Annotated in this window: 17 protein-coding genes and 1 other RNA gene; all 18 read right to left on the bottom strand. The window is 42.5% G+C overall.

Annotation, left to right across the window (positions count from 1 at the left end):
• Positions 1-7 precede the first annotated feature (7 nt).
• The 18 genes from DWW60_RS00965 to DWW60_RS00880 all read right to left on the bottom strand — a co-directional run bounded on the left by DWW60_RS00965 (position 8) and on the right by DWW60_RS00880 (position 26,226).
• A complete protein-coding gene (locus tag DWW60_RS00965; protein WP_055144391.1) occupies positions 8-1,195 on the bottom strand; it encodes a D-alanyl-D-alanine carboxypeptidase family protein in 1,188 nt (395 codons plus the stop codon).
• A gap of 101 nt (positions 1,196-1,296) precedes the next feature.
• Positions 1,297-1,971 (bottom strand): SMC-Scp complex subunit ScpB, encoded by a 675-nt coding sequence (scpB, locus tag DWW60_RS00960; protein WP_015534975.1) that lies wholly within the window; start codon positions 1,969-1,971, stop codon positions 1,297-1,299.
• 13 nt (positions 1,972-1,984) lie between these two features.
• Positions 1,985-2,743, bottom strand: coding sequence for a segregation and condensation protein A (locus tag DWW60_RS00955; protein WP_022216424.1), 759 nt, complete (start codon positions 2,741-2,743; stop codon positions 1,985-1,987).
• 122 nt (positions 2,744-2,865) lie between these two features.
• Positions 2,866-4,332, bottom strand: coding sequence for a stage IV sporulation protein A (spoIVA, locus tag DWW60_RS00950; RefSeq protein WP_117874207.1), 1,467 nt, complete (start codon positions 4,330-4,332; stop codon positions 2,866-2,868).
• A gap of 174 nt (positions 4,333-4,506) precedes the next feature.
• Positions 4,507-15,162 carry a Cna B-type domain-containing protein gene (locus DWW60_RS13810; RefSeq protein WP_117874206.1) on the bottom strand — a complete coding sequence of 3,552 codons (10,656 nt, stop codon included), beginning with the start codon at positions 15,160-15,162 and terminating at the stop codon, positions 4,507-4,509.
• Between the two features lie 217 nt (positions 15,163-15,379).
• Complete coding sequence (locus tag DWW60_RS00940; protein ID WP_022216421.1) at positions 15,380-16,369, bottom strand: NAD(P)H-dependent glycerol-3-phosphate dehydrogenase; 990 nt, start codon at positions 16,367-16,369, stop codon at positions 15,380-15,382.
• A 376-nt stretch (positions 16,370-16,745) separates the two neighbouring features.
• Complete coding sequence (gene plsY / locus DWW60_RS00935; protein ID WP_015534979.1) at positions 16,746-17,405, bottom strand: glycerol-3-phosphate 1-O-acyltransferase PlsY; 660 nt, start codon at positions 17,403-17,405, stop codon at positions 16,746-16,748.
• Between the two features lie 2 nt (positions 17,406-17,407).
• On the bottom strand, positions 17,408-18,730 hold the full coding sequence (gene der, locus DWW60_RS00930) for a ribosome biogenesis GTPase Der (protein ID WP_117874205.1): 1,323 nt from the start codon (positions 18,728-18,730) through the stop codon (positions 17,408-17,410).
• 25 nt (positions 18,731-18,755) lie between these two features.
• Positions 18,756-20,066, bottom strand: coding sequence for a DUF512 domain-containing protein (locus DWW60_RS00925; protein ID WP_015534981.1), 1,311 nt, complete (start codon positions 20,064-20,066; stop codon positions 18,756-18,758).
• Positions 20,067-20,128: 62 nt separating this feature from the next.
• Positions 20,129-20,974: a peptidoglycan editing factor PgeF gene (pgeF, locus tag DWW60_RS00920; RefSeq protein WP_243002889.1), complete on the bottom strand. Its 846-nt coding sequence runs from the start codon at positions 20,972-20,974 to the stop codon at positions 20,129-20,131.
• A 13-nt stretch (positions 20,975-20,987) separates the two neighbouring features.
• Positions 20,988-21,347: a YraN family protein gene (locus tag DWW60_RS00915; protein WP_015534983.1), complete on the bottom strand. Its 360-nt coding sequence runs from the start codon at positions 21,345-21,347 to the stop codon at positions 20,988-20,990.
• 40 nt (positions 21,348-21,387) lie between these two features.
• Positions 21,388-22,143: a ribonuclease HII gene (locus tag DWW60_RS00910; RefSeq protein ID WP_117874203.1), complete on the bottom strand. Its 756-nt coding sequence runs from the start codon at positions 22,141-22,143 to the stop codon at positions 21,388-21,390.
• Positions 22,144-22,207: 64 nt separating this feature from the next.
• Complete coding sequence (gene lepB / locus DWW60_RS13840) at positions 22,208-23,233, bottom strand: signal peptidase I (RefSeq protein WP_117874202.1); 1,026 nt, start codon at positions 23,231-23,233, stop codon at positions 22,208-22,210.
• Positions 23,234-24,082 carry a ribosome biogenesis GTPase YlqF gene (ylqF, locus tag DWW60_RS00900; RefSeq protein ID WP_015534986.1) on the bottom strand — a complete coding sequence of 283 codons (849 nt, stop codon included), beginning with the start codon at positions 24,080-24,082 and terminating at the stop codon, positions 23,234-23,236.
• Between the two features lie 10 nt (positions 24,083-24,092).
• Positions 24,093-24,665 carry a signal peptidase I gene (gene lepB / locus DWW60_RS00895; RefSeq protein ID WP_015534987.1) on the bottom strand — a complete coding sequence of 191 codons (573 nt, stop codon included), beginning with the start codon at positions 24,663-24,665 and terminating at the stop codon, positions 24,093-24,095.
• A gap of 110 nt (positions 24,666-24,775) precedes the next feature.
• On the bottom strand, positions 24,776-25,123 hold the full coding sequence (rplS, locus tag DWW60_RS00890; protein WP_022216416.1) for a 50S ribosomal protein L19: 348 nt from the start codon (positions 25,121-25,123) through the stop codon (positions 24,776-24,778).
• Between the two features lie 319 nt (positions 25,124-25,442).
• Positions 25,443-25,784, bottom strand: a transfer-messenger RNA (tmRNA) gene (gene ssrA / locus DWW60_RS00885).
• Positions 25,785-25,878: 94 nt separating this feature from the next.
• Positions 25,879-26,226, bottom strand: coding sequence for a hypothetical protein (locus DWW60_RS00880; protein WP_015534988.1), 348 nt, complete (start codon positions 26,224-26,226; stop codon positions 25,879-25,881).
• Positions 26,227-26,239 lie beyond the last annotated feature (13 nt).

Raw genomic sequence — 26,239 nt, 5'->3', positions numbered from 1 at the left:
GCAAATGTTACATTGCAGCACGATATAAAACTTTTATTATCTCATCCTTAAATGTCACATCTGCTATCTCCTCGGACACAATAACATTCTCAACATCTATAAGTTCATCGTCCAGGTACACTTCAAGCGAACCGGCCACAGCGCCTTTATGCACAGGTGCCTTTAATGTATCCGCAACTTTGTATACATACTGTATACTACCTTCAGATGCTGTCACAGTCCTGTTCAGCCTGCATTTTGTCGCTGTGCTTCCATCTGCCGACGAGCCCGATGAATATGTTATCCTGATGTCAGGCGAAGCAGGCGCCTTAAGCTCCGTGTATATGGTGTGTTCCTGTGCAAATGCCACAAGTGCCCTGGAATCTTTCCATTTATAAGTCTTATTATTCGGCCATCCGCAGCCAAGGAGAGCCCATATATATGTATGTCCCTCAACCTCCGCAGCTCCTATATAGCAATATCCAGCATCGCAGGTAAAGCCGGTCTTTCCTGACAATGCGCATGGCATCATATCGAGAAATGCATTGTGATTAATGCATGCAAATGTTCTATTTCCGGTATTATCAGTGAATGTGTATGATTTTGTTCGGGTAATCTTCAGAAATTCATCCTTTTGGGGTGAAATAAGAATACAATACCTCATGATCCTGACAAGATCCTCCGCAGAGGTGCCATGGACGCCATTTTCGTCCTGGGCATCCAGACCATTTGGCGTGATAAAATATGTAGAATGGCAGCCTATCTCCTCAGCCTTTGCGTTCATCATCTCCGCAAAGTGCTGTACACTGCCACCGATATGTTCCGCTATGACTACAGCGGCGTCGTTGTAGCTCTCGAGCATCATGGCGTACAACATGTCTTCAAGTGTGTACTTCTCGCCGTCACGAACCCCAAGTCTGACCTCAGGCATCTTGGATGCATAGGATGAAGCTGTCACATCATCCGCCAGATTCCCGCACTCGATTGCAAGTATACATGTAAGTATCTTGGTCGTGCTGGCGTTGGGTCTGTGCTCATCACTACATTTGTCATATAGTATATCTCCAGTCTCCCCATCCAGCAGAATCGCATTTCTGGCAAATAGCTGTACATCCGCTGTATTGTCTTCCTCAGCATACGCTTTTATAAATATATTGTTACCAACGAGAAACTGTATTACCAGACTTGCTGCAGTCCAGGCTGCAACAAGCAACATAAACCGCCTTATGCGTGATCTTTTTCCTGTAGAAAACATATGCATATACCGTCATATCCTCATAATATTGGTCATGATATTATATTACAGGAACATGTCTGTTATTCTTCGGATGTCGTATCTACACTGAGCGTGAAATCTGCTTCCTCCAGCGCTTCTTTCTTGAAGTCCTCTATCTTATCAGGGCTTATCATCGGAAGATCATTTGTCGATGACACTCCAAAGCATCTGAGGAATTCCTCTGTTGTTCCAAACATGATAGGTCGTCCAGGAGCATCAAGTCTTCCAACCTCCTGCACGAGATTGTACTCTATGAGCTTGTTTATGGCATGTACACATGAAACTCCTCTTATAGCCTCGATCTCGGGCCTTGTTATCGGCTGTTTGTATGCAATTATAGACAAAGTCTCAAGAACAACATCCGTGAGGGAAAGCTTCTTCGGTGTATTGACAACCTTGGCGAGAATTCCATAGTATTCGTTGCGCGTACAGAGCTGAAGCGAACCGTCAAGATCTATGATCCTGATACCCCTGTCGCTGTTGTTGTAATTATATATGATACCCTCAAGCTGCTTTGTAAGCTTCCTCTTGTCCATCTCAAGAGCTGATGCAAGTCTGTCGATCGATACAGACTCACCCACTGAGAAAAGTATAGCCTCGATGGCGGATGTGAGATAATCGTCACTGTACTCCTTGTCCGTCCTGGCCTCCTCATTCTCTTCTGAAGGGGTATTTACTTCATCTATTTCCTCATTCTGTAAATCTTCGTTATTCATCGTTACCTCATCTCTATATAGTATCCAGAGAATCAATGATTATCTCTCCGAATATATCTTCCTGTCTGATCGCTATTGCGCCTATCTTCATAAGCTCAAGTATGGCAAGGAATGTGACTATGATATTCATCTTTGATGCCTGCATCTCAAGCAGTGTCCTGAAGTTTATGCCCTCCAGTCCTCTGACTTCTTCTCTTACCTCCGCCATCTTCTCCTCAAGGGAAATCTCCTCCCTCTCGATCTCTTTGAATTTGCTTCGTATCGGATCTACCTTGTCGACCTGCTTACGCATAACCGATTTGAATATCTCATTGAGCTTCTGGAGATCCACATCAGCCTTGGAGATCAACTCATAAGGATCGACCTCCTGCTTGACATTCTTCACCTCAGCCGGTATGGTCGCCTTCTTGAAAAATGCCTTGTTTCCCTCAATCTCCAGATCCTTCAGTTCACCGGCAGCATACTTGTACATCTTGTACTCAAGCAGTCGTCTGACGAGCTCTTCTCTAGGATCCTCTTCATCCTCAGGATCCTCCTCATCCTTCGGCAGGAGCATCTTGGACTTGATCTTGATCAGAGTCGCCGCCATGACCAGAAATTCGCTCATGACGTCAAGATCTTCTTCCTCCATATTGTTCACATATTCCAGATACTGCTCTGTGATAGTGACGATCGGAATATCGTATATATTGACTTTGTTTTTCTCTATCAAATGCAAAAGAAGATCCAGTGGGCCCTCAAATACATTAAGCTTTACATCTATCGCAGACATATGTACGTCTCCATCCTGAATTGATAACCACCATAATGTTCCATGCCCGGACAATCAAATGTCTAAGGCATCCACCAGAACACCTTAGACATTTTAACATAGCCTGCCATAAATATGCAATCTTATATTATTATGCACACCATTCCGCCATTTCCGTCATTTACGATCTTCTCCATGGTATTCTGAAGCTTCTGCTGACTCTCCGCACCTATCTTGCTGACTTTGTTGTTAAGTCCATCGTCAACGAGTTGTTCTATGGTCTTGCCAAATATATTAACTCCCCACATATCTCCATCATCGCTGTTGTCAGATATGTATGTGACAAGATCATCCGCCTGCTCCTTGCTTCCCACAAGAGGCATGATCTCGGTGGTGATATTCGCCTTGATCATATGTACCGATGGCGCGCTTGCCGATATCTTCACTCCAAATTTTCCTCCGGTCTTTATAACCTCAGGACTTCCGAGCTGGACATTCGACTTATCCGGCATAACGAGGCCATAACCTCCATTGTTCACCTGCTCAAGCGCTCCCATGACACTCACACAATACTTACGATTATCTGCCATGGATTTGAGCTCAGTGATAAAATCGTACTCGTTTGTTATATCTGCGCCCATCATATCTGACAGCATTGCGTAATAATAATTATCGTAGATATCGACGTCTATATTCACACATCCATCCGCCATATTTATGCTGGAACACTTATATCTCTTGACATATTCATTCTCAGGGTAGTCCATATGATCGATATCCCTCAGGCTGTCTGCAGCCGCCATTATCTGGGCTGCATCACATATAACGCTGCTCTTGATCTCATTGTCATCATCGACAACCTCAAGCCATTTCGGTATCTCAAAATATATAGATGTGACAGGGAAGCTCATAAGAAGTTCTGTAAAAATATATGTAATATCCGATTCTCTGAGCTGCTCCACGTTTACCGGAATAACACTTGCACCATATGTATCGCTCATTTCTGCCGAGAGCGCGGCCGTCTGACTGCTGGATGGTTTGTCGGTGTTGAGAAGAATGACAAATGGCTTCCCAATGGTCTTCAACTCATCAACAGTCTTCTGCTCAGCTTCAAGATAGCTCTCCCTCGGAAGCTCACCAAAGCTGCCATCCGTGGTCACAACAATCCCAACAGTTGAATGGTTATTTATAACCTTGTTTGTGCCTATCTCCGCCGCCTTGGAAAACGGAATGTCATAGTCAAACCACGGCGTTCTCACCATTCTCTCCTTGCCATCCTCAAACTGACCCTCGGCATCCTTGACGACATATCCCACGCAATCGATCATCTTTACCTTCATATCCAGATTGTCAGCAACATTGATTGATACAGCTTCCTTTGGTATAAATTTCGGCTCAGTCGTCATTATGGTCTTTCCTGATGCCGACTGCGGCAGTTCATCCTGTGCAAGCTGCCTGTCATTTTCCCCTGAAATGTTAGGAATAACCATCTGGTTCATAAATCTTTTTATAAATGTGGATTTTCCTGTTCTCACCGGTCCAACTACGCCGATGTATATTTCTCCGTTTGTTCTCGCCTTGATATCCTGATATACCTGATACTCCTCCATACATCCTCCTGACATGCTATTTATTTACATAATTATATTACTGTAAACACAATAGATCTACGGTCATTTTCTATATATAGCATATGAATGTAACTGCTGTTTTATGAACAAAAAAATCCCCCAGAATACCACCATATAAGGTGATATTCCCGGGGGACATGTCACAGCTTTGTATTACTTGCTGCTCTGATTATCTTTTCTCTTTTTAGATGCCACAATAACACCGCATCCGGCAAGACTTATTAAGAGCACAACTGCTATTGGTACAACAGGAGCTCTGTCACCAGTATCCGGCTTGTTCTTGTCCTCTGTTGTTATTTCAGTAGTCTCAGTTGTCTGTGTTGTCTCGGTTGTCTCTGTGGTTTCCGTAGTCTCGGTCGTTGTTGTCTTCTTATCAACCATTGTGATAGTAACAACAATATCCTCGCCAGCTGCAACCTTATCATCAGAAACTGTGAACAGTATATCATCAGCCTTGTCATAGCCCGAAGGAGCCTTAACCTCTATGAGTGCATAGATCTTGCCAATTACAAGTACATTGTTGACTTCATGCGCACTACCATCTGTTACCCACTCATCAATGAGTTTTCCATCAGCATCCTCGAGTCGAAGTGTTGCGCCCTTTACAGGAACACCATCCTCATCTACTTTCTCAAAGCTGTATTTTACTGAAGGTTCAAGCCATGTAATGTTTCCATTCTCATCAACTCTGGCTGTGACTTTACCTGTGTCAGTATTAAAACCACCGTCAAATGATTCAACTGTAATCTTTCCGTTCTCATCTTTCTTGAACTTGATTGATATTGGCTGTTCAGATACATAGTATCCATCCGGCGCCTGTATCTCTCTGATCGTATACTCTGTGCCGATCAAAATACCGTCAAACTTGAGAACTCCGTTGCTGTCTGTTGTAGCCTTAGCGACAAGCTCTTCCTCACCATTCTCGTTCTCCTTGTAGAGTCCGTATACTGAATTTGGAAGCTTTATGCCATTGTTCTCCTCTGCAACCTTCTCTATCTTGAGATCTGTTCTAGGAAGATCATTTATCAGTGTGTTATCCTGAACACCATTTAACACTGCATAAGTGTCAATGTTTGCCTCTGTTACCTCTGCTGTGTAGACTGTGTTATCGATAATATAATCTCCGATAGTCTTACTCTCTTTTACAAGATACGTACCAATCTTAAGATCCTTGAATGTCACAACACCATTTACACTTGTTGCTGTCATTACAGGATTCTCACACTCTGTATCTGTACCCTCATAGAGCGCAAACTCTACACCATCAAGCATTTTTACATCATCAGGGTCTTCAGCACATGACTCCTTATAAAGTCCAGCCTTAGTGAACTTGACAGTGCCAAGCTTGTAGGTATCAACGAACTCTACATCGGCTGTATTTCCACCAATAAGTGTTATTCCGGATGCCTCTGTTCCTTCACCGTCTATTCCATCCACAGTATAGCTGACTGTTACCGCTGCTCCATCATATGCATATGATGTTTCCTCAACTGTATATGTACCATCCGGCACATTTACAAGAGTTATCTCATACTTGCCATTTCCAAGCTTTGCCACCTCAGAGTCTGTAAGCTTTATGATCTTACTGTAGCCTGCATTGTTTGTAACATTGAACGTTACATTTGCCGCTGCATCATCTGCTGTAATATCTCCATTTATGGTCTTGGTAAGTTTTATAACATTTGGCTTGTATGTGTTTGTTATGTCATATCCAGTAACAGATGCCTTGTATCCCGAAACAGCATTCTCTGATACAGAATACTTGATCAGGGTTCCATTATCTTTGTACTTTGGTAAATCTGTAAAGCTGTAATTCCAATCAGTATCTGCTGTAACCACGAGGCTCTTTATAACAGTACCATCTGCAAGAAGCTTAACTGTTATTGAATCTGGTCTCTGACCATCGTGATCATCGTCATCAACCCACGTCTTAGTGCCTGATACATTGATCGTCTCAGGTGTGTGCTGATTGTCAACCACATATCCATCAGCTGCATTTCCTGTTATGACTGTTGTGTAACCATCTATAGTTGTAGTCTCCTCAACTGTGTAGTCGATGGTCTGTCCATTTTTCTTCTCGTCAAGAGCATTCCATGTATGTGTCCAGTTATTTGCCTTGCTGAGTGTTACCCCAGAGCCAGCTACAACCTGTCCATCAGCCAGAAGACGAACCATTACGCTAGGTGTTCTCTTGCCGTCCTGGTTATCATTATCACTCCACTTCTTTGTAACTGATACACTTGTCTTTCCCGGTGTGTAACTGTTCGTGATATTATAACCTATAACCTCACCTGTATATTCTGGTACATCAACCTCAGATACAGAATACTTGATCTGAATTCCACCATCTCTATACTTTGGAAGATTTGTAAAACTATACTCCCAGTTTTCTGCCTCGGTTACCGTCTTTGTAGCATATACGCTGCCATCTGCAAGAAGGTTTACCTTGATATTTCCAGGTCTCTTGCCATCCTGATCGTCCGCATCATCCCATGTCTTGCTGCCGCTCACTGATGTCGTCTCTGGTGTATAGCTGTTCTTTATTGTGAATCCTGTCTCAGCATCGCCTGTGACTGTGGTTGTATATCCATCAATTGCGGTTATCTCTCTTACACTGTAGACGATATTCACACCGCTCTTCTTGACATCAAGTCCTGCCCATGTATATGTCCAGTTGTTGTCAGCACTGAGAGTTGTTTCTGATCCAGCGACAGGAGTTCCATCAGCAAGAAGTTCAACCTTTACTGAACTCTCTCTCTTGCCGTCCTGATTGTCGGCATCATCCCAAGCCTTTGTAACTGATACACTTGTCTTTCCTGGTGTGTAACTGTTCGTGATATCATATCCATTTACAAGTGTCTGATAATCCTCAACAGCATTTTCTGTGATACCGTATGTGATCTCGTTGCCACCTGCGTACTTTGGAAGATCTGTAAAGCTGTACTTCCAGCCGTTCGCAGCTGTAACTTCCTTATCAGCCACCTTCACTCCGTTTGCAAGAAGATTTACTGTGATCTTTCCTGGTCTCTTACCATCCTGATCATTTGCATCATTCCATATCTTCTTACCACTTATTGAAGTTGTCTCTGGTGTGTAACTGTTCTTGATGATATAACCGGTCTTCGCAGATCCTGTGATAACTGTTGCATATCCTTCAACCGATGTAATCTCTTCAACAGTATATTCAATAGGTGATCCATTCTTGTTGATATCAAGATCACTCCATGTATGACTCCAGTTGTTGGCATCACTGAGATCCACCTCAGAATCTGCAACTACGTTTCCGTCGGCAAGAAGTCTTACTTTTATATTTCTAGCTCTCTTGCCATCCTGGTTATCAGCATCATCCCAGGTCTTTGTAACTGATACACTTGTCTTTCCTGGCGTATAACTGTTCGTGATATCATATCCGTTGACAAGTGTCTGATAGTCCTCAACAGTATCCTCTGTGATGGTGTACGTGATTTTATTGCCATTTTTGTACTTTGGAAGATCCGTGAAATTGTACTTCCAACCATCTGCCTCAGTTACTTCCTTCGTAGCATATATGTCTCCATCTGCAAGAAGATTTACCGTAATCTTTCCTGGTCTCTTGCCATCCTGATCGTTTGCATCGTTCCAGGTCTTTGTTCCTTCTATATTGATCGTTTCAGGCGTGTGACTATTGGTAAATGTATATCCGTTTTCTGCGTCTCCTGTCACAGCTGTAGTGTATTCGGAAACAGCATCCTCAGTTACTTCGTATGTTATCTCTGATCCATCTGCATATTTAGGAAGGTCTGTAAAACTAAACTTCCAGTCATTTGCTGCTGTGACTTCAAGACTCTTGATCTTTGTTCCGTTTGCAATCAGGTTGACTGTGATACTTGGAGGTCTGATACCATCCTGATTCTCACCGTCGTCCCAGATCTTAACGCCCTTTACTGATGTCGTCTCTGGTGTGTAGCTGTTCGTAACTGTGTATCCTGTTGTCATATCTCCGGTTATCACTGGAGTATATCCTTCAGTAATATCTGTTTCTTCTACAGTGTAAGCTATCGCAGCTCCATCCTTGTTCACGTCAAGATCTGTCCATGTATGTGTCCAGTTGTTATCTGCTTTTAATATAGTCTCTGAGCCATCTACTGCTATTCCGTTCGCAAGCAGCTGAACCTTTACACTCGTAGGTCTCTTTCTGTCCTGATTGTTTGCATCATCCCAGCTCTTTGTGACTGACACACTTGTCTTTGCCGGTGTATATGTGTTTGTAATGTTATATCCGTCTATTACAGTAGCATAATCACCGACCGCATCCTCTGTAATGGTATAAACTATCTTGTTGCCACTGCTATACTTTGGAAGATCTTTGAAACTATACTTCCAGTCTTCCTCAGCTGTAACAGTCTTTGTCTTGTATAACTGACCATCCGCAAGAAGATTTACAGTTATGCTCTCAGGTCTCTTTCTATCCTGATTGTTTGCATCATCCCATGTCTTTGTACCAGCTATATTGATGGTCTCTGGTGTGTAACTGTTTGTTATGACAAATCCTGTCTTGGCATCACCCGTGACCTTCTTCGTATATCCGGTTACTGTGGTGGACTCATCTACTGTATAAGCTATAGCCGTACCGTTCTTATAAACTGCAAGATCTTTCCATGTATACGTCCAGTTGTTATCTGCTTTAAGAGTTACCTCTGAGCCAGCGACCTCCGAACCATCAGCATACAGTTTAACCTTGATTTCTGTTGCTCTCTTACCATCCTGATTTCCGGCATCGTTCCAGATCTTTGTAACCTTAACATCTGTAACCTCCGGAACATGTGTGTTTGTAATATCATAACCATTTGGAGCTGCTGTATATCCCTCCACACTGTCCTCTGTGATGGTATACTTTATCTCCTGACCATTGCTGTACTTTGGAAGATCTGTAAAACTGTACTTCCAACCTTCTGCCTTTGTAACAGACTTTGTCTTGTAAGTCTGACCATTTGCAAGGAGATTTACTGTGATGCTCTTAGGTCTCTTACCATCCTGATCATTTGCATCATTCCAGGTCTTTATTCCATCGATATCTATCGTCTCAGGTGTATGACTATTGGTAACAGTGAAACCTGTCTTGACATCTCCTGTAACTTCAGCCTTATATCCTGGCACATTGCTTGTCTCTTCAACAGTATATGTTATATCCTTACCGCCGGACTTAAGTGGAATATCGTTCCATGTGTTTGTCCAGTTGTTATCGGCATTCAGTGTTACTTCTGAATCTGCAACATCTGATCCATCAGCAAGGAGCTTGACCTTAACACTGGTTTCTCTCTTGCCATCCTGATTATTGTTATCATCCCAAACCTTTGTCACTGAAATGCTTGTCTTACCAGGTGTGTAGCTGTTGGTGATGTTATATCCATCTATCAAAGTTGTATAATCTTTAACAGCATCCTCTGTTATTGTATACACGATCTCTGATCCGTTGTCATACTTAGGAAGCTCTGTGAAACTGTACTTCCAGTTATCATTCTTTGAAACCTTCTTTGAAGCAACCTCATTGCCATTTGCAAGAAGTCTTACTGTAATCTCAGGAGCTCTCTTTCCGTCCTGGTTATCTGCATCATTCCATGTCTTTGTTCCGCTGATATCAATTGTCTCAGGTGTATGACTGTTGGTGATGACAAATCCAGTCTTTACGTCGCCGGTTATCTTGGTATCATAACCCGCAACCGCATCCTCTTTAACGGTATAAGCTATCTCATTGCCGTTATCATCGTACTTTGGAAGATCAGCAAAGCTGAAATCCCAGTTACCTGACGCATCAGGGGTAACCGTCTTACTTGCGACCTCAGTCGTTCCATTCATAAGACGGACTTTAATATCCTCAGCTCTCTTGCCATCCTGATTATTATTGTCATCCCAAACCTTGGTTCCACTTACCGTGATAAATGCCTTGTATTCATTCGCCACAGTCACAAGTGATGATGACGATGATGAAATAACAACATCCGCAGCCGTATTGCCTGTTGATGAACCTACAGTATATGTAACTTTATGTGTATATCCATCAAACGCTGCACCTGTCTCTGTTACAGTGTATTTTCCATATGGAGCATTATTGATAACGTAGCTTCCTAAGTAAAACTGATCATATGTTACGATTGTAGGTCCCTTGTATCCCTCAGGGCCTGATATTGTAAATGTGATCTGCTTCTTCTGTGCATCTGTGAGCTTTGTATCATCGAGGTCTCCGCTGAAGAACTTCGTGATAACAAGGCTTCCAACATTCAGCTTGTTTGTGATCGTTGCAGCGGTAACTACATCGTTCTCATCCTTTGTGAGCTGAACATCGCTTGTATATCCTTCTACGTCATCCTCATCTACAGTGTAGTTGATAAGATTGCCATCGGCATCCTTCTTATCAAGATCTGTAAATGTTCCACTCCAGTTATTTGAATCATTGAGTGTAAGTGTCTTGTCATCGATCTTTGTTATATTGCCCGCCGCATCCTCTGTGGCAAGTGTAACTTTGATGTTCTTTGGTCTTGCTGACAGAATGTTGTCGCTGTCATCCCACTTCTTGGTTACAGGAATATCGATCGTCTCATTTGTCACCTTTATGTTGGTGTTCGTGATAGTGATCGTTCCGGTTGCTGTTCCATTATTACTTATTGTGACCTGGTAATCAGCATTATCGAAATCCTCTTCTGCAAAGTAGTAGAGGTAGTTGCCATTTGCATCAGCTACTTTAAGCTCTATCTCATCGCTTGTCCACTTATTTGCACTATTTAAGGTAATTGTCTTTACAACAGGATCTGTGTTCTTGTCGTAACTTGATGGATTAGTTGATGCATAGATCTTAACTGTTATACTATCAACCGGAATATCCTTCAGTGTTCCACCTGCGGCATCCTTCCATACCTTTTTAACAGTTATCTTTCTGTTCTCAGGAGTGTTATCTACTGGCAGTGTATAATCCTGTGAACCTTTGCTGTCAAGGACTATGTCTGAGATAGAATCAGTTGTCACCTCAGCAGGTTTCGGTCCTGTCAGGCTGGATGAGATATTGTTCTCATATATGTATATAGGATCTGTGAGCTTCTCATAACCCTCAGGTGCTTCCACCTCTATAAGCTTGTAATAGTAATTATAATACAAACTTGATAATGTAAGTCTTCCCTGTTCGTTAGTTACTCTTTCCTCATCGCTTTCAGGTACCATGAGATTCCAGTTAGTGTCTGCACTGTTGTTTGGATCACCATATCTGTAAAGCTCAAACTTCGCACCAGCAAGCTTGATTCCTGTCATTATAGAGTCAGTTTTTATTATCGAAAGATTAAACTGCTCTGTATCAGTTCCCATTGATGAATCCTGATCATTGATGTTCGTGTCCGTCGATGACGAATCTGCCGAACTTGTAGATCCAAGAATACCAACGCTGTTCTTAACATCCGCTGTAAGCTTACCTGTATATACAAGAGTATATGTATACTTCAGGATAAACTTTGTCTCATCCGGCATGGTGAGTGTCAGTGTAGACATCTTAGCTGTCGTATCATCTGCATATGTATAGCTGTATTTGTCCGCCGGAACTTCAGCGCCTGTATCTGCGTACAGAAGCTTAAACGAACCATCCTTGATAAATACTCTCTTTACTGCAGCCGCATTGCTGTAGTCATACTTGTCAACTACAGTTATGGATCCTGTATTGCCTAGAGCCTCACCCTTCTCATTGATATACACAGTATATTCAATACTGTTGGTGTCATTATCATAGTTTCCTGCAGTTTTGGTAATATTCGGTCCAGTCACAGTAACTTTTGCGCTGTCATCCTTGGTCTTAGTTGAACCGTCGGTTCTGACAACTGTTGCCGAACAATTGTTGGTGAATTCCACGTCACTGCCACCGACAACGGATGATATATCCTTTGTGACCTTGACTGCATAGTAGACAACAACCTTGACATTTTTGCCATAAAACTGAAGTGACTTTATGTCAAAACTGATACTGTTGCTTGCCACATTAAAGTTTTCTACAAAACTAGATGCGCCTGTCTGAGGTCTAGTCTTATTGTCTGAGTAATAAGACACAAAATATATTCCGTCCTGACCAACAGTCTCTCCAACCCCCTCTGGGAGCATATCTTTCTTGAGGTATGTGGTATCAAGCTCAGTTCCTGCAGGAAGTGTATCTGTAAAGGAAAGTCTGTCTCCATCTCCATACGCAAAGTCACCGTTGAGAACTACCTTATATACGAACACATTGTTAGCCTTGTCATATACTACAATGCTTTCTTTCTCATCAGTACCATTAGTGTAGCTGTACTTCTCTACAACAGACCCCTTCGTTATTCCAGATACAGGATGTGAATCCTGTGATGTCTTGGATGAACCATCAATAGTAAGAGTACCCTTGTTGACTGCCGTATACTTGCTGTCAGACTTTACTGTCGTATTATATGTGATAACATAATCTATCGGGGTCTCCTCCGTGCCTGTTATATCTCTGAGGAATTCTATTGTATATCCTATTATGTAGTTATCAGATGATGCCGGAACATCTGCAACGCTGTCAATAGTTGAAAGCGTTGGTGCCCATACATTTGAGAAGTCAGCGTATGTTACCTTTACCTTGTAGTCAACTCCCTCTGTGAGGCCAGCTATTGTAAGTCCGTTTATCTGATCTGCCGTAAAGTAATGCTTTGGAAGTGCTCCATTATCATATGTTACAGAGTCAGTATATGTATCATTCGCATTGAGCTTGTCAACGCCAGATATTGTAGACTTCCATGCAAGGGTATATGTATCATCGTTCTCCGTCTCTGATACGAATTCCTTCTTTACTGAATCACCGGCCACCTCTACAGTCGCCTCGGCGCTGTCCGTAACTCCGTTCTTCTCTATTGTCGCTACATTCTTATAAACATCAGTCAGCTTATCAAGCTTGGATGAATCTGTTGTGTAGGTGAACACGATCTTGGATTTGTTCTCTGTCACATCAACCCTTGAAGTTCCATCCGTCAAATAAAGTTTACCATTCTCTTCCACAAAGCTTGCAGGAAGATTGATAGTGGTTGAAACATCTGTGTCATTTATGGATACGCTGCACGTCTTTTCGTCTGTGAGCTCTGTCCCATTCTTTGTGAGTATATCCGATACTGACATTCCTGTCAGATTCTTCTTCTTATCCGCATTCACGGTTACTGTCCATGTTATGGTTGACTTGTCACCTGACAGTGAACCGGTCTTACTTATGGATGCTGTAGACTTGCCGGCATTGTACCATGTACTGCTGTCGTTATCAGTATGCTCGTCATGTGAATCATCTGACACGTCTACACAATTCTTATTGTGTACATTTATGCTTCCGATGTCATCGGCAATATCTGAGACAATAACCTCGTATGTGATCTCATACTGTGAATTAGCGTCAAGCTTCGGAAGCTTTCCATTTATAACTGTTTCACCATTTCCTATGGTTCCTGTTGCAGGAGTCACATATCCATTTGCTGTGACATCCGTGTACTGTCCGTTGCTGTCCTTGAGCTTGCATGTAACATTCTGTACTGTTCTCTTGGCATCAGATCCAAGTTTTGAGTCAAGTTCATTTGCAAGAATATCATCAAGTGTAATATCACCATCGCTTCCATACTCAGAACTTACTATAACCTTGTATTTGTAAACTATCTTGTGATCGTCAGGATCAATGCTCACACCATCTGAGGATTTTGTAACCTTGAGATCTGTGGCACCATCCTTCACATATTTGTAGCCCTTGTTGGTCTGATCCTTATCATCAACCTTTGAATTCTTAGCCTCTGCAATATTGCTCTGGTTCAGATTGATCACGTCCTGAGAAAGATCATCGACTTTACTCTTTACTGTATAGGTTATCTTATATGACTCCTTTGCTCCGAGTGCAGGAAGAGTTCCTTCTATACTAGAGGTACTACTGTTATATGTGAGTGATGAGCTGCAGTCTGTGTTGTCAGACTTGATCACCTTTATATCTGTAACTTCAGGTATGACACCTGCTATGTCGTTGGCTATAACATCACTAAAGTTCAGATCCTCACTGGCACTTCCATGATTGGATGAAACTTCTACGGTATAGTCAAAGTATACATATCCATCCTTAGGATCTGTAACTCTACCCTCGGATGCGGTCTTCTTCACATCCACATCAGGCTTGAAATCCACATCCACAGTCACAATCACAGTGCTTGTGAATTTGTTCTCGACCTGGTTTTTCTCATTGTACTTTGTGAGATCCATATCGATCCACGCCTTGAAGAAAGCCTTGAGCTGGGCTCCCCCCTCGAGTGCTGTATGATCGATCGTCGCAGTAAGGACTCCGTTCACAACTGAATACGAACCGATCCTGTTACCACTTCCATCAGTTATATTCTCATTCAGAATATCGGAATTAAACTTTATGGTATCCGGCATCGTATAAGTAAATGTTGCATCTTCACCAGACTCCACTATGCTATTAACAACATTTTCCGGAAACACTATATCCATAGACATCTGGATATCTACACCGGCTTTTGTAGGATCATTTGGATCTACAGGAAGCGGCGTTGTGGACGGTCTGGAACTGCTACCATATATATTACCTGCTTTATCAGCAATCGTAGCTCCAGTAATATAATCTTCAAGATTTCCGGTTACTGCTGCACTCGACAGCATTGCTATCGAATCAGTAGCCGTGGCGTATGCGTCTCCCCCTCTCGTCTCGGCCGCATTGGACCAACTATAATTAGAAGGCGAAATCAACGTAGTTATCATAACTACCGCCAGCAGCAGTGCTATAAGCTTTTTCGTAGTTTTTGCCATTGTAATACCTCTTTTCTAATTATTTTTCGACTTACACACTTGCTTTAAATTTATCATAACACATGGTAATTGTAAACAGTTTGTGAACAAAAAGAACAGTTTTCTGTTGCTTTTTTGTTCACATTTACTTTATCGTTTAATTATTAGTTGATTTTGTACTACTATTCTTCGGCAGCATAATCTATCGAAATATATCAAACATATAAAATATAATCGATTACAATTCACTCTTTCTGTCTCTGTTGAGAAGCTCTGTGAGAGCCTCTTTTGCCGTCATGCCATTAAATAATACGTTATTGACTGCTTCAACGATAGGCATCTCAACCCCATGCTCCCTGGCAAGTGCCAGTGTTGCCTTGGCAGAATAAACACCCTCAACAACCATCTTGACCTCCGCCATAGCTTCCTCATAGGTCTTACCCTGACCGATGAGATATCCGGCATTCCTGTTACGGCTGTGCTTGGATGTACATGTAACTATAAGATCTCCCATTCCTGAAAGTCCTGACAGCGTCTTGACATCTGCGCCCATGGCAAGTCCAAGTCTCATGATCTCCGCCATTCCTCTGGTCATAAGAGCAGCCTTCGTGTTGTCGCCAAGTCCAAGTCCATCTGATATTCCGGCTGCCAGAGCTATTACATTCTTCACTGAACCACCCAGCTCAATACCAGTCACATCAGTGCTTGTATATACCCTGAAATAATCGTTCATAAATGCGTTCTGGATCGTCTTTGCAATCTCTATATCACGGGCACCGGCAACTACCGTTGTAGGTATTCCGCGGCCTACTTCCTCTGCATGTGACGGACCCGAAAGGACAGCCACCTTAGCCTGTGGGATTTCTTCCTCAATGATCTCCACGAGAGCCTTGAGTGTGGACTCTTCTATTCCCTTACTGACATTCACGATAAGCTGTCCGTTGCTCACCTTGTCAGCGATGTTCTTTGCTGTGCTTCTGACAAACGGAGAAGGCACTGCGCACACTATCATCTTCTGACCAATAACAGCCTTTGACGCATCTGTTGTATATTCAATACTGCTGTTAAGTATAACGCCCGGAAGTCTGTCTCTCTGCTCATGAAATTCCTTGAGCATGGCAACCTCTCTCTCATCTATAGACCACACTATAACCTCGTGTCCATTTCCTGCCAGCAGATTAGCAAGTGCAGAACCCCATCCACCTGCTCCGAGAACACCTATTTTCATCGTAAAATACCTCCAAAATATTTATATTTCTTTTTTCAATCCTTGAATCATTTTTTTCTATTTTAACTTTTTTTCATCATTTAATCCAGTCTATAGTGACAATACATGGATGTTTTTGCAAATTTTTACTGTATTTTTAGATTTTGGGCTAGTTATGTAAACTCACATTATTCTAATCAACAGTTTTTAATACACATTTCACTGCGTATAAATATCACATAACCATAATCTCGGTTTTATGTATACTCATTATGTTATCTGATTTTGTTTTATCCAGACATCTATAAAACGTTGCTCACTACAAAAAAATCCCCTCCTTCCTGTTTTATCCAGTAAGGAGGAGATTCAATAACTCTCTATTCGCTTCCGCTTTCCATCAAGCCTTCTTAGAACCAAACGACAACTTATTCTCCGTTCCCGCTATCAGTCTCTTGATATTCTGCCAATGTCTTATCACGGCCATTCCGGCTATGATTCCCGCCATGATTATTCCTTCGATCATTTTTGCATTCGATGTGAAATTATAATCTCCATGAATTGCAAATACTGTGTATAATATGAAGAATCCGATCATGATCGTAAGTGATCCAACCGATACATATCTTGTTATCACAACACTTATAACGAACGCTGCAAGGAGTATCACTACCAATCTCCAGTCCCACAGACCTACTATCATTCCGCCGCTGGCAGCAATTCCCTTGCCACCCTTGAACTGCATATAGAATGGGAAGTTATGACCAAGCACAACTCCAAGCCCTGTATACAGTACGAACATGTATGCATTACCTATACCTAGCTGGCCAAGTATGATATGTGTCAGTGAGCAGGCGATTATTCCTTTGAGGAAATCCCCCAGGAAAACTATCAGTCCAGCTTTCTTTCCAAGAACTCTCAGTGCATTTGTCGTTCCCGCATTTCCACTTCCATACTTTCTTATATCAACACCTTTTATCCTGCCGTAAATATACGCTGTCTGAATGAGTCCTACTCCATAGCCCCCAACCAGACATATAGCCCTAATCAACATCTCCATGACTACTTCTCTTTCCTCTCCCTGATTATGAATTTTAGAGGTGTACCTCTGAATCCAAAGGATTCTCTTATCTTGTTCTCTATATAACGTGTATATGAGAAATGCATAAGCTCCTTGTCATTTACAAATATGACAAATGTAGGAGGTTTAACTGACACCTGGGTAATATAATAGAGCTTAAGTCTCTTACCCTTATCTGATGGTGGCTGCTGCATAGCAACCGCCTCACTCATAATCTCATTCAGAACACCAGTAGCTATGCGGAGTGAATGATTCTCTATAACAGCATCTATGGTCTCGAACAGCTTTGGAAGTCTCTGTCCGGTCTGGGCTGATATGAAGAGCAGCTCCGCATACGGCATGTATGAAAGCTTGTTTCTGATCTCCTCTGTAAACTTATATATGGTCTTGTCATTCTTCTCGATGGCATCCCATTTGTTCACAGCTATTATCATTCCCTTGCCACGATCATGTGCGATTCCCGCGATCTTGGCATCCTGATCGGTTATTCCCTCCGTTGCGTCTATTACGAGGACTGCAACATTACATCTCTCAACCGCTGATACTGTTCTTATGATACTGTATCTCTCTATATCCTCTTTAATCTTGCTCTTTCGTCTGAGTCCCGCTGTGTCTATGAATACATATTCTCTGCCATTTCTGACGATCTCTGTATCCACGGCATCTCTTGTGGTTCCGGCTATATCTGATACAATAACCCTGTCCTCACCGAGAAGCTTATTAATTATAGAAGATTTTCCTACGTTTGGCTTTCCTATGATGGCGATTCTAGGTCTCTCATCCTCCGTGTCATCCTTTGCAGACTCATTGAAGTGTGATACCACCTCATCGAGCATATCTCCTATTCCAAGTCTGGATGAACCTGATATAGGATGTGGATCTCCAAGTCCAAGATTATAGAACTCATACACATCCGGCATGAACTTTTCAAAGCTGTCTACCTTGTTGACAACGAGAACTATAGGTTTCTTGGATCTTCTGAGCATATCGGCAACCTTGGCATCATCATCAACCATTCCCTGTCTGACATCCGTCATGAACAGGATGACGTCCGCTGTCTCTATGGCTATCTCTGCCTGTTCTCTCATGCTCTTAAGTATAATATTGTCTGACTCCGGCTCAATTCCTCCTGTGTCTATCAGAGTGAAATTGTAATCCAGCCAGTTGATATCAGCATAAATTCTGTCTCGCGTAACTCCCGGTGTATCCTGAACTATGGATATCTTTTCTCCGGCAAGCACATTGAACAGAGTTGATTTACCTACATTGGGTCTGCCCACTATGGCAACTATAGGTTTACTCATTCTATCTTCCTCCATATATAATTAATTACATATCATCGCCAATTACTGCATGAATAAAATCAGCACCACTTGATTCTACAATACAAACATCGACTTGTAAAGCATCTGTGAGCTCTGCAAGCGTCACATCATCAAGGAATTTTGGCTCATCCGCCATAAGAGTATTGGAAGGCAGTATAAGCCGCTGCCCAAGAGGCTTTCCTGTGAGCTGCTTTCTTATATCTCCACCCGTAAGCAATCCTGTCACGGTTATTCTATGTCCAAAAAAATCATTAATGATCTTATACAGATGCACCTTCACATTAGGGAACTTCTCAGGGATCCTGTTAGCAAGGAGCTTTATGGAATCATATACGAGCACTCCAGTAACCATGGACACCTCATACTCTCTGTCATCGCCCTCTACGCAGCTCCACTCTTCATCAAACTCATCTATGAGCAGTCTCACCATGCCCACACCATTTTCAAGCTGGATAAAGCCATCATACCTATCAGCCTCAGGGAAATCCCTGCCAGCATTTATATACCATTCATCACTTGCCTGGACAAAATGTGTGCCATGCTTTTCAAATGCCTTTTTCTGAAAATGTTCTATTATATCAATAACCTCGCAGGCGTCCTCTCTGTTGAACGGTTCAAGATGGAACAAGCCATCTCTGTAATCTGACAAACCGACAGGGACCACGGATAAGCTCTCCATAACAGGAACAAACTCCATAAGATCAGAGATCGTACGCCACAATTCCTCCCCATCATTTATCCCCTTGCACAGAACTATCTGTCCATTCATAGGAATACCAGCTTCATAAAATTTCCTTATATAGTCAAGTATGGCACCGGCAAATCTGTTGTTCAGCATACTGCAGCGCAGCTTGGGATTGGTAGTGTGCACCGATATATTTATCGGAGCAAGGTGATAATTGATTATTCTGTCAATATCCTTTTCCTTCATATTAGTAAGGGTAATATAATTTCCCTGAAGAAATGACAGTCTGGAATCATCGTCCTTGAAATATATAGTGTCTCTCATACCTTTCGGGTTCTGATCAATAAAGCAGAATATGCACTTGTTATAGCAAGACTTGTAATTATCCATCAAGGAATTTTCAAAAACAATCCCTAGATCCTCGTCATAATCCTTATCTATCTCCAGAAGCCACTCCTCGCCGTCAGACTTCCTCACGAGAAGTTCTATATATTCGTCATTTATGAGATACTGATAGTCAAATATATCCTCTATAGGATGGTCATTGACCGCCAGAATATTATCTCCCGGTTCGATCTCCATCTCCTGGGCTATACTTCCCTCAAGTATTTCCTTTACAATATGTTCCATAATTTCCTCTTTTATATTAATTGTCTACGGATCAAAAGCTGCAGCAAATGAATAACGCCCTATCATTCAGGGAGCATGATCACCGCCGCAAGATTACCCCGCAGGCCTTTGCTCGCCCTGTGTGAAAAAAGCCATTCGCTGTTACAGCATGTACATATATTTGTCACGTCAATATTCTCAGGTTTTACACCTGAATCAACAAGATTGTAATAGTTGGCCTTGTGGAGATCAAGCAGATATTTGCCATTACCCTTGCTAAATACGATCTGAGCCGCCTCTGCTTCCGTATATGCCGCCATAAAGCGTTCAGCTACATCTTCACTCACCTCATAGCAATTCTTGCATATAGAAGGTCCTATGGCGCAAATGAGATTCTCTGGAGATGTTCCATATTCAGACTTCAATCTGTTTATCATATGTCCGCTTATCTTGCTGACGGTTCCCTTCCACCCGGAGTGATTCGCCGCAACAACCTTTTTCACCGGATCATAGAACAATACAGGGACACAGTCCGCATAAAATGTCATAAGTGGTATCCCCGGAACATCCGTCATAAGTCCATCGATCTCCAGAATATCCGACTCTCTGATTATTCCCTTTCCGGCATCCTTCTCTGTAACTTTATATATGTCTGTCTTATGCACCTGATCTGAGAACACAAGCTTTTCGTGATCATACCCCACTGCAGCGGCAAATCTGCGGTGATTCTCCATTACCAGATCCGCATCATCGCCTCTGTGGAAGCTCAGGTTCATGGAACCCAGATATCCCTCACTCACTCCGCCGATCCTGGTGGAGAATGCATTTACAACTCCGGCTCTGTCCAATTTGTCAAATGATATATAATCCACGCCATCCACCGTGTGGACATGTGTTGAATTGTCTTTCCTAATATACTTTATATCCATATCCGCCATCCTATCAATATCCCGAATACTCAAATGCATTTTCTATATGATGTATATCCTCACCAAGTATGGTTATCACATCAAATCTAACCGGGGTGTCCATTCCATATCCATATTTGTTCAGGAAGAATAATGCAGTCCTACATATCTGTCTCTGCTTGCGCACATCGACAGCCTCCTCCGGCAAGCCCTTATGTACTCCGGACCTATACTTCACCTCGATAAACACTATATATCCATCGTGTTTTGCCACTATATCTATCTCACCGCTGGCCACCCTGAAATTCCTGCACAGGATCTCATAGCCCCTGCCAGCCAGATGATCAGCAGCTAAAGCTTCCTTTTCATTACCGGTTGCTCTGCTGTTATACATCATTTCACCTTTCCATGAATATATGTGTGATGAACAATTGTTATACAAAGTTCTTGATAAACGTCCTTCTGTGTATTGCGCACGGACCGATCTTCTTGAGCGCATCAATGTGCTCTGCCGTACCATATCCCATGTTTTTTGCAAATCCATAACCCGGATACAGACTGTCATACTCAACCATAAGCCTGTCCCTTGTAACCTTTGCAATTATACTTGCTGCCGCAATCGACGCAGACAGCGTATCACCTTTTATTATGCCTACCTGCTCGATATCAACACCCGGAATATTAACCGCATCGTTTAACAGGATCTGTGGTTTAACCTGAAGCTTCGATATAGCCTGCTTCATCGCCTCGTAATCTGCATTGAGAACATTTATCTCGTCAATTACTTTCTCGTTTGCCATACCCACGCCTACAGCTACAGCCTTCGCCATGATCTCATCGTATAGAGCCTCCCTCTTCTTCGGTGTGAGCTGCTTGGAGTCGTTGAGGTATAAAATATCACAGTCCTTTGGAAGAATGACTGCAGCAGCCACTACAGGGCCTGCAAGCGGGCCTCTTCCGACCTCATCTATACCGCATATATATCCCTTATCAGCGTATTTTCTCTCAAATTCAAACATTTTATAGCTGCGGGCTTTTTCCTTTTCAAGAGCATTGATCTTTTTCTGAGCGGACGCTATGATCTTCTTTACCCCATCTCTCTCATCGTCGCCATACTTCTCGATAAGCCCCGAATATTCACTTATATCAGCATTAGCAAATACTTTTTTTATCTCCGCTATACTTTCCATATGTCCTCCACCTAAAAACAAGGACCATTGCCACTTTTTAGGCAACAGCCCCTGATATCTTATCCTATTCTATCTTGCCAAAACCGCCTGTAAATCTGAATACAGCCCTGCCAATGATATCTTTCTTGTGTATATTGCCAACATCCTCCACACGGCTGTCACGGCTGTTGTTTCTGTTATCTCCCAGAACAAAGTACTCGTCATCACCCAGTGTGATCTCCTCGGCTGCAACTCCGCGCTTGTCGCTGGCTATAGCCTCTCTGCCATACACATCGCCCTCCAGAGGCTCGTCATTTATATAGATAACACCATCTTCGTCTATATACACTGTCTCACCCGGAAGTCCGATTATACGCTTGATGAAGAAGGTCTCATCATCGTCTCCATACGGGAATACAACCACATCAAATCTCTTCGGCGAGCCAAATTCATACTCAAGCTTGTCAATCCATAATGTATCTCCGCTGTGAAGAGTATTGCTCATGGACTCTCCACTGACCTCTGTTCGCTGTCCGACAAATGTGAGCACAGCCCAGCATATGCCAATTACTATTATTATATAAATACACAGGAATATGAGATCCTTGACAATATTGACTTCCTTTTCGGCCTTTTCTTTCTTTTTTGCCTCTTTCTTCTTTTTCCTGAGCTGCTTCTTTAAAGCCTTCTCGTCGAGTTCTCCATCCTCATTGTACACTTCTTCAGAAGAGTCTGTATTAACCGCTTCTGCAGTTTTATCTAAGCTCTCAGATTTAGCTGCTCCTGCAGCTTCTTCCGATGTCTCCTTCTGAGATGCTTCTTCCGATTTATCTGCTGTCTCCGCCTTTGCATCAGCCGAACTCTCAGCGACTGCTTTGTCCCATGACCAGGAGGACTTCTCCTTATTTTCCTGCTCATCGTCGGCAGTTTTCTTTTCAGCTTCCTTTGCTTCCTTCGCAGCCTTTTTTGCAACCTTCTTCTGTTCTTTATCTATCGCTTTCTGACGCTTCTTCTCATATTTGGCGATCTCTTTGTCCCTTTCCTTCTTCGCAGGGTCATCCTCAAATATATCGTTTAACGCATCAGCAACATTCTTGTTTTCTTCACTCATCTAGTCTTCCTTCGGGGTCTCCAATGTAATACGCCCCAGCTTTCCCGATCTGAAATCATCGATCAGCAGAGCCGCAGCCTTGTCATAATCGAGCTCCCCGCCCTTCTTAATGCATTGTCTCTTCTCTGCGATACCTGTCAGCATCTGTACAGGATCATCAACACTTTCAATATTATACCTTTGAACAAGGGTATTACAATAGTTTGCCTGTAAAAATTTAATTAATTCAACCGCTATATCCGTTATGCTGAGTATCTCATCATTGATCGAACCTATGAACGCAAGTCTGAGACCAACGGCCTCATCATCGAATTTCGGCCATAAAATACCGGGAGTGTCCAAAAGCTCAATATTCTTTCCAAGTCTTATCCACTGCTTGCCTTTTGTGACACCAGGCTTATTTCCAACCTTGGTGCAGGCCTTTCTCGCATAGGAATTGATAAACGTGGATTTGCCGACATTCGGGATGCCGACTATCATCGCCCTTATCGGACGGTTTATGATTCCCCTTTTTCTATCCCTCTCTATCTTCTCTTTGCAGGCCTCCTGCACGATATTGTTGATACTCTTCATCCCCATACCGTCACGGGCATTTATCTTTGCAACGGCAAAGTCTTTATTCTTATAATAGTTTTCCCACTTTGTTGTGACTGCATCATCCGCAAGATCTGATTTGTTGAGGAGTATGAGTCTGTATTTGTTCTTTGCAAGCTCGTCTATATCAGGATTCTTACTACTGAATGGGATTCTTGAATCCACCAGCTCTATGACGATATCTATAAGTTTTATATCCTCCTGCATCATTCGTCTTGCTTTTGTCATATGTCCGGGATACCACTGTATATTCATATCTCTACCTCTATTTTATCTTTACTCTGCCCAGCATCTCGCTCTTTTGCACATTGCCAGCCGCCTGAAATCTTGAATCCTGGCTGTTGTCCGGATTGTCTCCGAGCAGGAAGTATTCATTCTCTCCAAGTGTGATCGCAGATTCCGCTATTCCGGCTGTTTTTATCTCACAGTCGACGGGATAATCTGCAAGCGGATTGCCATTTATATATACCTGACCATTCTGGATAAGCACAGTCTCACCCGGCAGGCCTACCACTCTCTTGATGGAATAGTATTCGTCCTGATTCTCAACTATACGATACGCTACCACATCGTATCTTTCCGGGGATGTCACCAGATAAACAGCCTTATTGACCAGATACGATTCTCCATCCGTCAGTGTTGGCTCCATGGATGGTCCTACCATATATACCGTCTGGAATCCAAATGCAACAAAACCATAACCAAGTATAGCCGCTGTCAGTATCGATATGAACCAGCCAAGTGCGCTCTTCATAGTCTTTTTCAATGATCTCTGTTGTCTTCTCTGACGCCTTTTTTCTCTCCTTATCCTTCGGAGTCTGTCATATCTCTCACTCATGAATTCTATCCTTCAATCATCAATATATTTGTTCAGTTCATTTCATCCATTCTAAAAATGGCTGGAGTAGAAATACTCCAGCCACTTTTACTTTCATGTTACAAGCTTTATTATTTAACAAGCTCCTTAACCTTTGCTGCCTTACCAACTCTTGAACGTAAGTAGTAAATCTTAGCTCTTCTAACTTTACCTTTTCTTACAACTTCAATCTTCTCAACGAAAGGTGAGTGTACAGGCCATGTCTTCTCAACACCGCATCCGCTAGAGATCTTTCTAACTGTGAATGTCTCTCTGTTGCTTCCGCCCTGTCTCTTTACTACAGTACCCTCGAAGATCTGGATTCTCTCCTTGTTACCCTCTTTGATTCTGTTGTGTACCTTAACAGTGTCTCCTACGTTGAACTCATCAACGCTCTCCTTCATCTGTGAAGCTTCAAGATTCTTAATGTAATCGTTCATTGTGTTCCTCCTTAATATTCTGATGTTCTTACTACCATATCCACCGGATATATGGGCACAGAGGACCATCACTCTTTTCACAACTCATTTAATATAACATACTGAAATTGTAGATGCAAGAAGAATTTTCGGATTTTATCCGTTTTTTAGCAAACAGGGCATATAGATTGATTTCTATATGCCCTGTTGCATTAAATATCTTGTTCGACTTAATTCAGTCAAGTGAAGCAGACGCATTAGAAGGCGAGCTTCGTTCGCAGGCGTCTGCGTGCTTCACAAGGATTCCTCCCACCTACGGCGGGCCCCTCCTTATGAAAAATAGTGGAGCTGGCGGGAGTCGAACCCGCGTCCAAAAGCTCATTCACTACAGTTTCTTCCATCACAGTCAGTGCTTTAACATTCCCTCAGCCTATCGCCCACTAACATGCTATAGACCTTAGTAGCTTCATGGATTTTCCTACATCGCAAAGCTTAGATGCAGGAGTTTGCCGAAAATCGACGCCATTCCTAAAGGCTCGGCGTTCCTAAAGGATGACGACTGCCCTTAGGCAGCGTATGCTAAATTATCGTTAGCGTTTATTTTTTTTCCAGCTTTTAGCGTGGCTCTGGTCCACGGATGGCTTCCATAGCTTCAAAACCCCTGTCGAAACCAGTCAACCCCTGATCATAGATCAGTGATAACCAATCATTTATAATATATGCAGCAAATATCAAAATAATACCTGCGCCTATATATCTTAATTTATCAGATGCTCTTACTCAGCGTCAGCAGTTGTATCTTCCTCTGCATCTGTCGCCTCTGCTGTATCTTCTGCATTTTCAGTTGTGTCTGCTGTGTCCTCAGCATCGGAAGCTGTAGCAGAAAACAGAGTGTCATAACCGCTGTCCTTCCAAGTCTTGTCTACATATTCTGACAAGCCTGAAGCATCAACATACTTAGGTATCGCCTTATATATCTTCACACCCGCAACGCTTCCAACTATAGCAGCGATAACAACAATCGTAACTGTTATAGCAATAATCTTCTTGATCTTCTGCTTCCTAAGTATCTCCTTGCGGTGCTTTTTCTCATATTTCTTCTTATCTACTTTACTCTGACTCATAACGCCCTTCTCC

Origin of the sequence: Coprococcus sp. AF16-22 (assembly GCF_003461545.1) — a bacterium.
Classification (GTDB): Bacteria; Bacillota; Clostridia; order Lachnospirales; family Lachnospiraceae; genus Coprococcus; species Coprococcus aceti.
This window is presented reverse-complemented; position numbering and strand designations above follow the sequence as displayed.

Coding starts and splice junctions, on each gene's coding strand:
- DWW60_RS00965 (WP_055144391.1), bottom strand. CDS start 1,195: ATGTTGCTTGTTGCAGCCTGGACTGCAGCAAGTCTGGTAATACAGTTT.
- scpB (WP_015534975.1), bottom strand. CDS start 1,971: ATGAATAACGAAGATTTACAGAATGAGGAAATAGATGAAGTAAATACC.
- DWW60_RS00955 (WP_022216424.1), bottom strand. CDS start 2,743: ATGTCTGCGATAGATGTAAAGCTTAATGTATTTGAGGGCCCACTGGAT.
- spoIVA (WP_117874207.1), bottom strand. CDS start 4,332: ATGGAGGAGTATCAGGTATATCAGGATATCAAGGCGAGAACAAACGGA.
- DWW60_RS13810 (WP_117874206.1), bottom strand. CDS start 15,162: ATGGCAAAAACTACGAAAAAGCTTATAGCACTGCTGCTGGCGGTAGTT.
- DWW60_RS00940 (WP_022216421.1), bottom strand. CDS start 16,369: ATGAAAATAGGTGTTCTCGGAGCAGGTGGATGGGGTTCTGCACTTGCT.
- plsY (WP_015534979.1), bottom strand. CDS start 17,405: ATGGAGATGTTGATTAGGGCTATATGTCTGGTTGGGGGCTATGGAGTA.
- der (WP_117874205.1), bottom strand. CDS start 18,730: ATGAGTAAACCTATAGTTGCCATAGTGGGCAGACCCAATGTAGGTAAA.
- DWW60_RS00925 (WP_015534981.1), bottom strand. CDS start 20,066: ATGGAACATATTGTAAAGGAAATACTTGAGGGAAGTATAGCCCAGGAG.
- pgeF (WP_243002889.1), bottom strand. CDS start 20,974: ATGGATATAAAGTATATTAGGAAAGACAATTCAACACATGTCCACACG.
- DWW60_RS00915 (WP_015534983.1), bottom strand. CDS start 21,347: ATGTATAACAGCAGAGCAACCGGTAATGAAAAGGAAGCTTTAGCTGCT.
- DWW60_RS00910 (WP_117874203.1), bottom strand. CDS start 22,143: ATGGAAAGTATAGCGGAGATAAAAAAAGTATTTGCTAATGCTGATATA.
- lepB (WP_117874202.1), bottom strand. CDS start 23,233: ATGAGTGAAGAAAACAAGAATGTTGCTGATGCGTTAAACGATATATTT.
- ylqF (WP_015534986.1), bottom strand. CDS start 24,082: ATGAATATACAGTGGTATCCCGGACATATGACAAAAGCAAGACGAATG.
- lepB (WP_015534987.1), bottom strand. CDS start 24,665: ATGAGTGAGAGATATGACAGACTCCGAAGGATAAGGAGAGAAAAAAGG.
- rplS (WP_022216416.1), bottom strand. CDS start 25,123: ATGAACGATTACATTAAGAATCTTGAAGCTTCACAGATGAAGGAGAGC.
- DWW60_RS00880 (WP_015534988.1), bottom strand. CDS start 26,226: ATGAGTCAGAGTAAAGTAGATAAGAAGAAATATGAGAAAAAGCACCGC.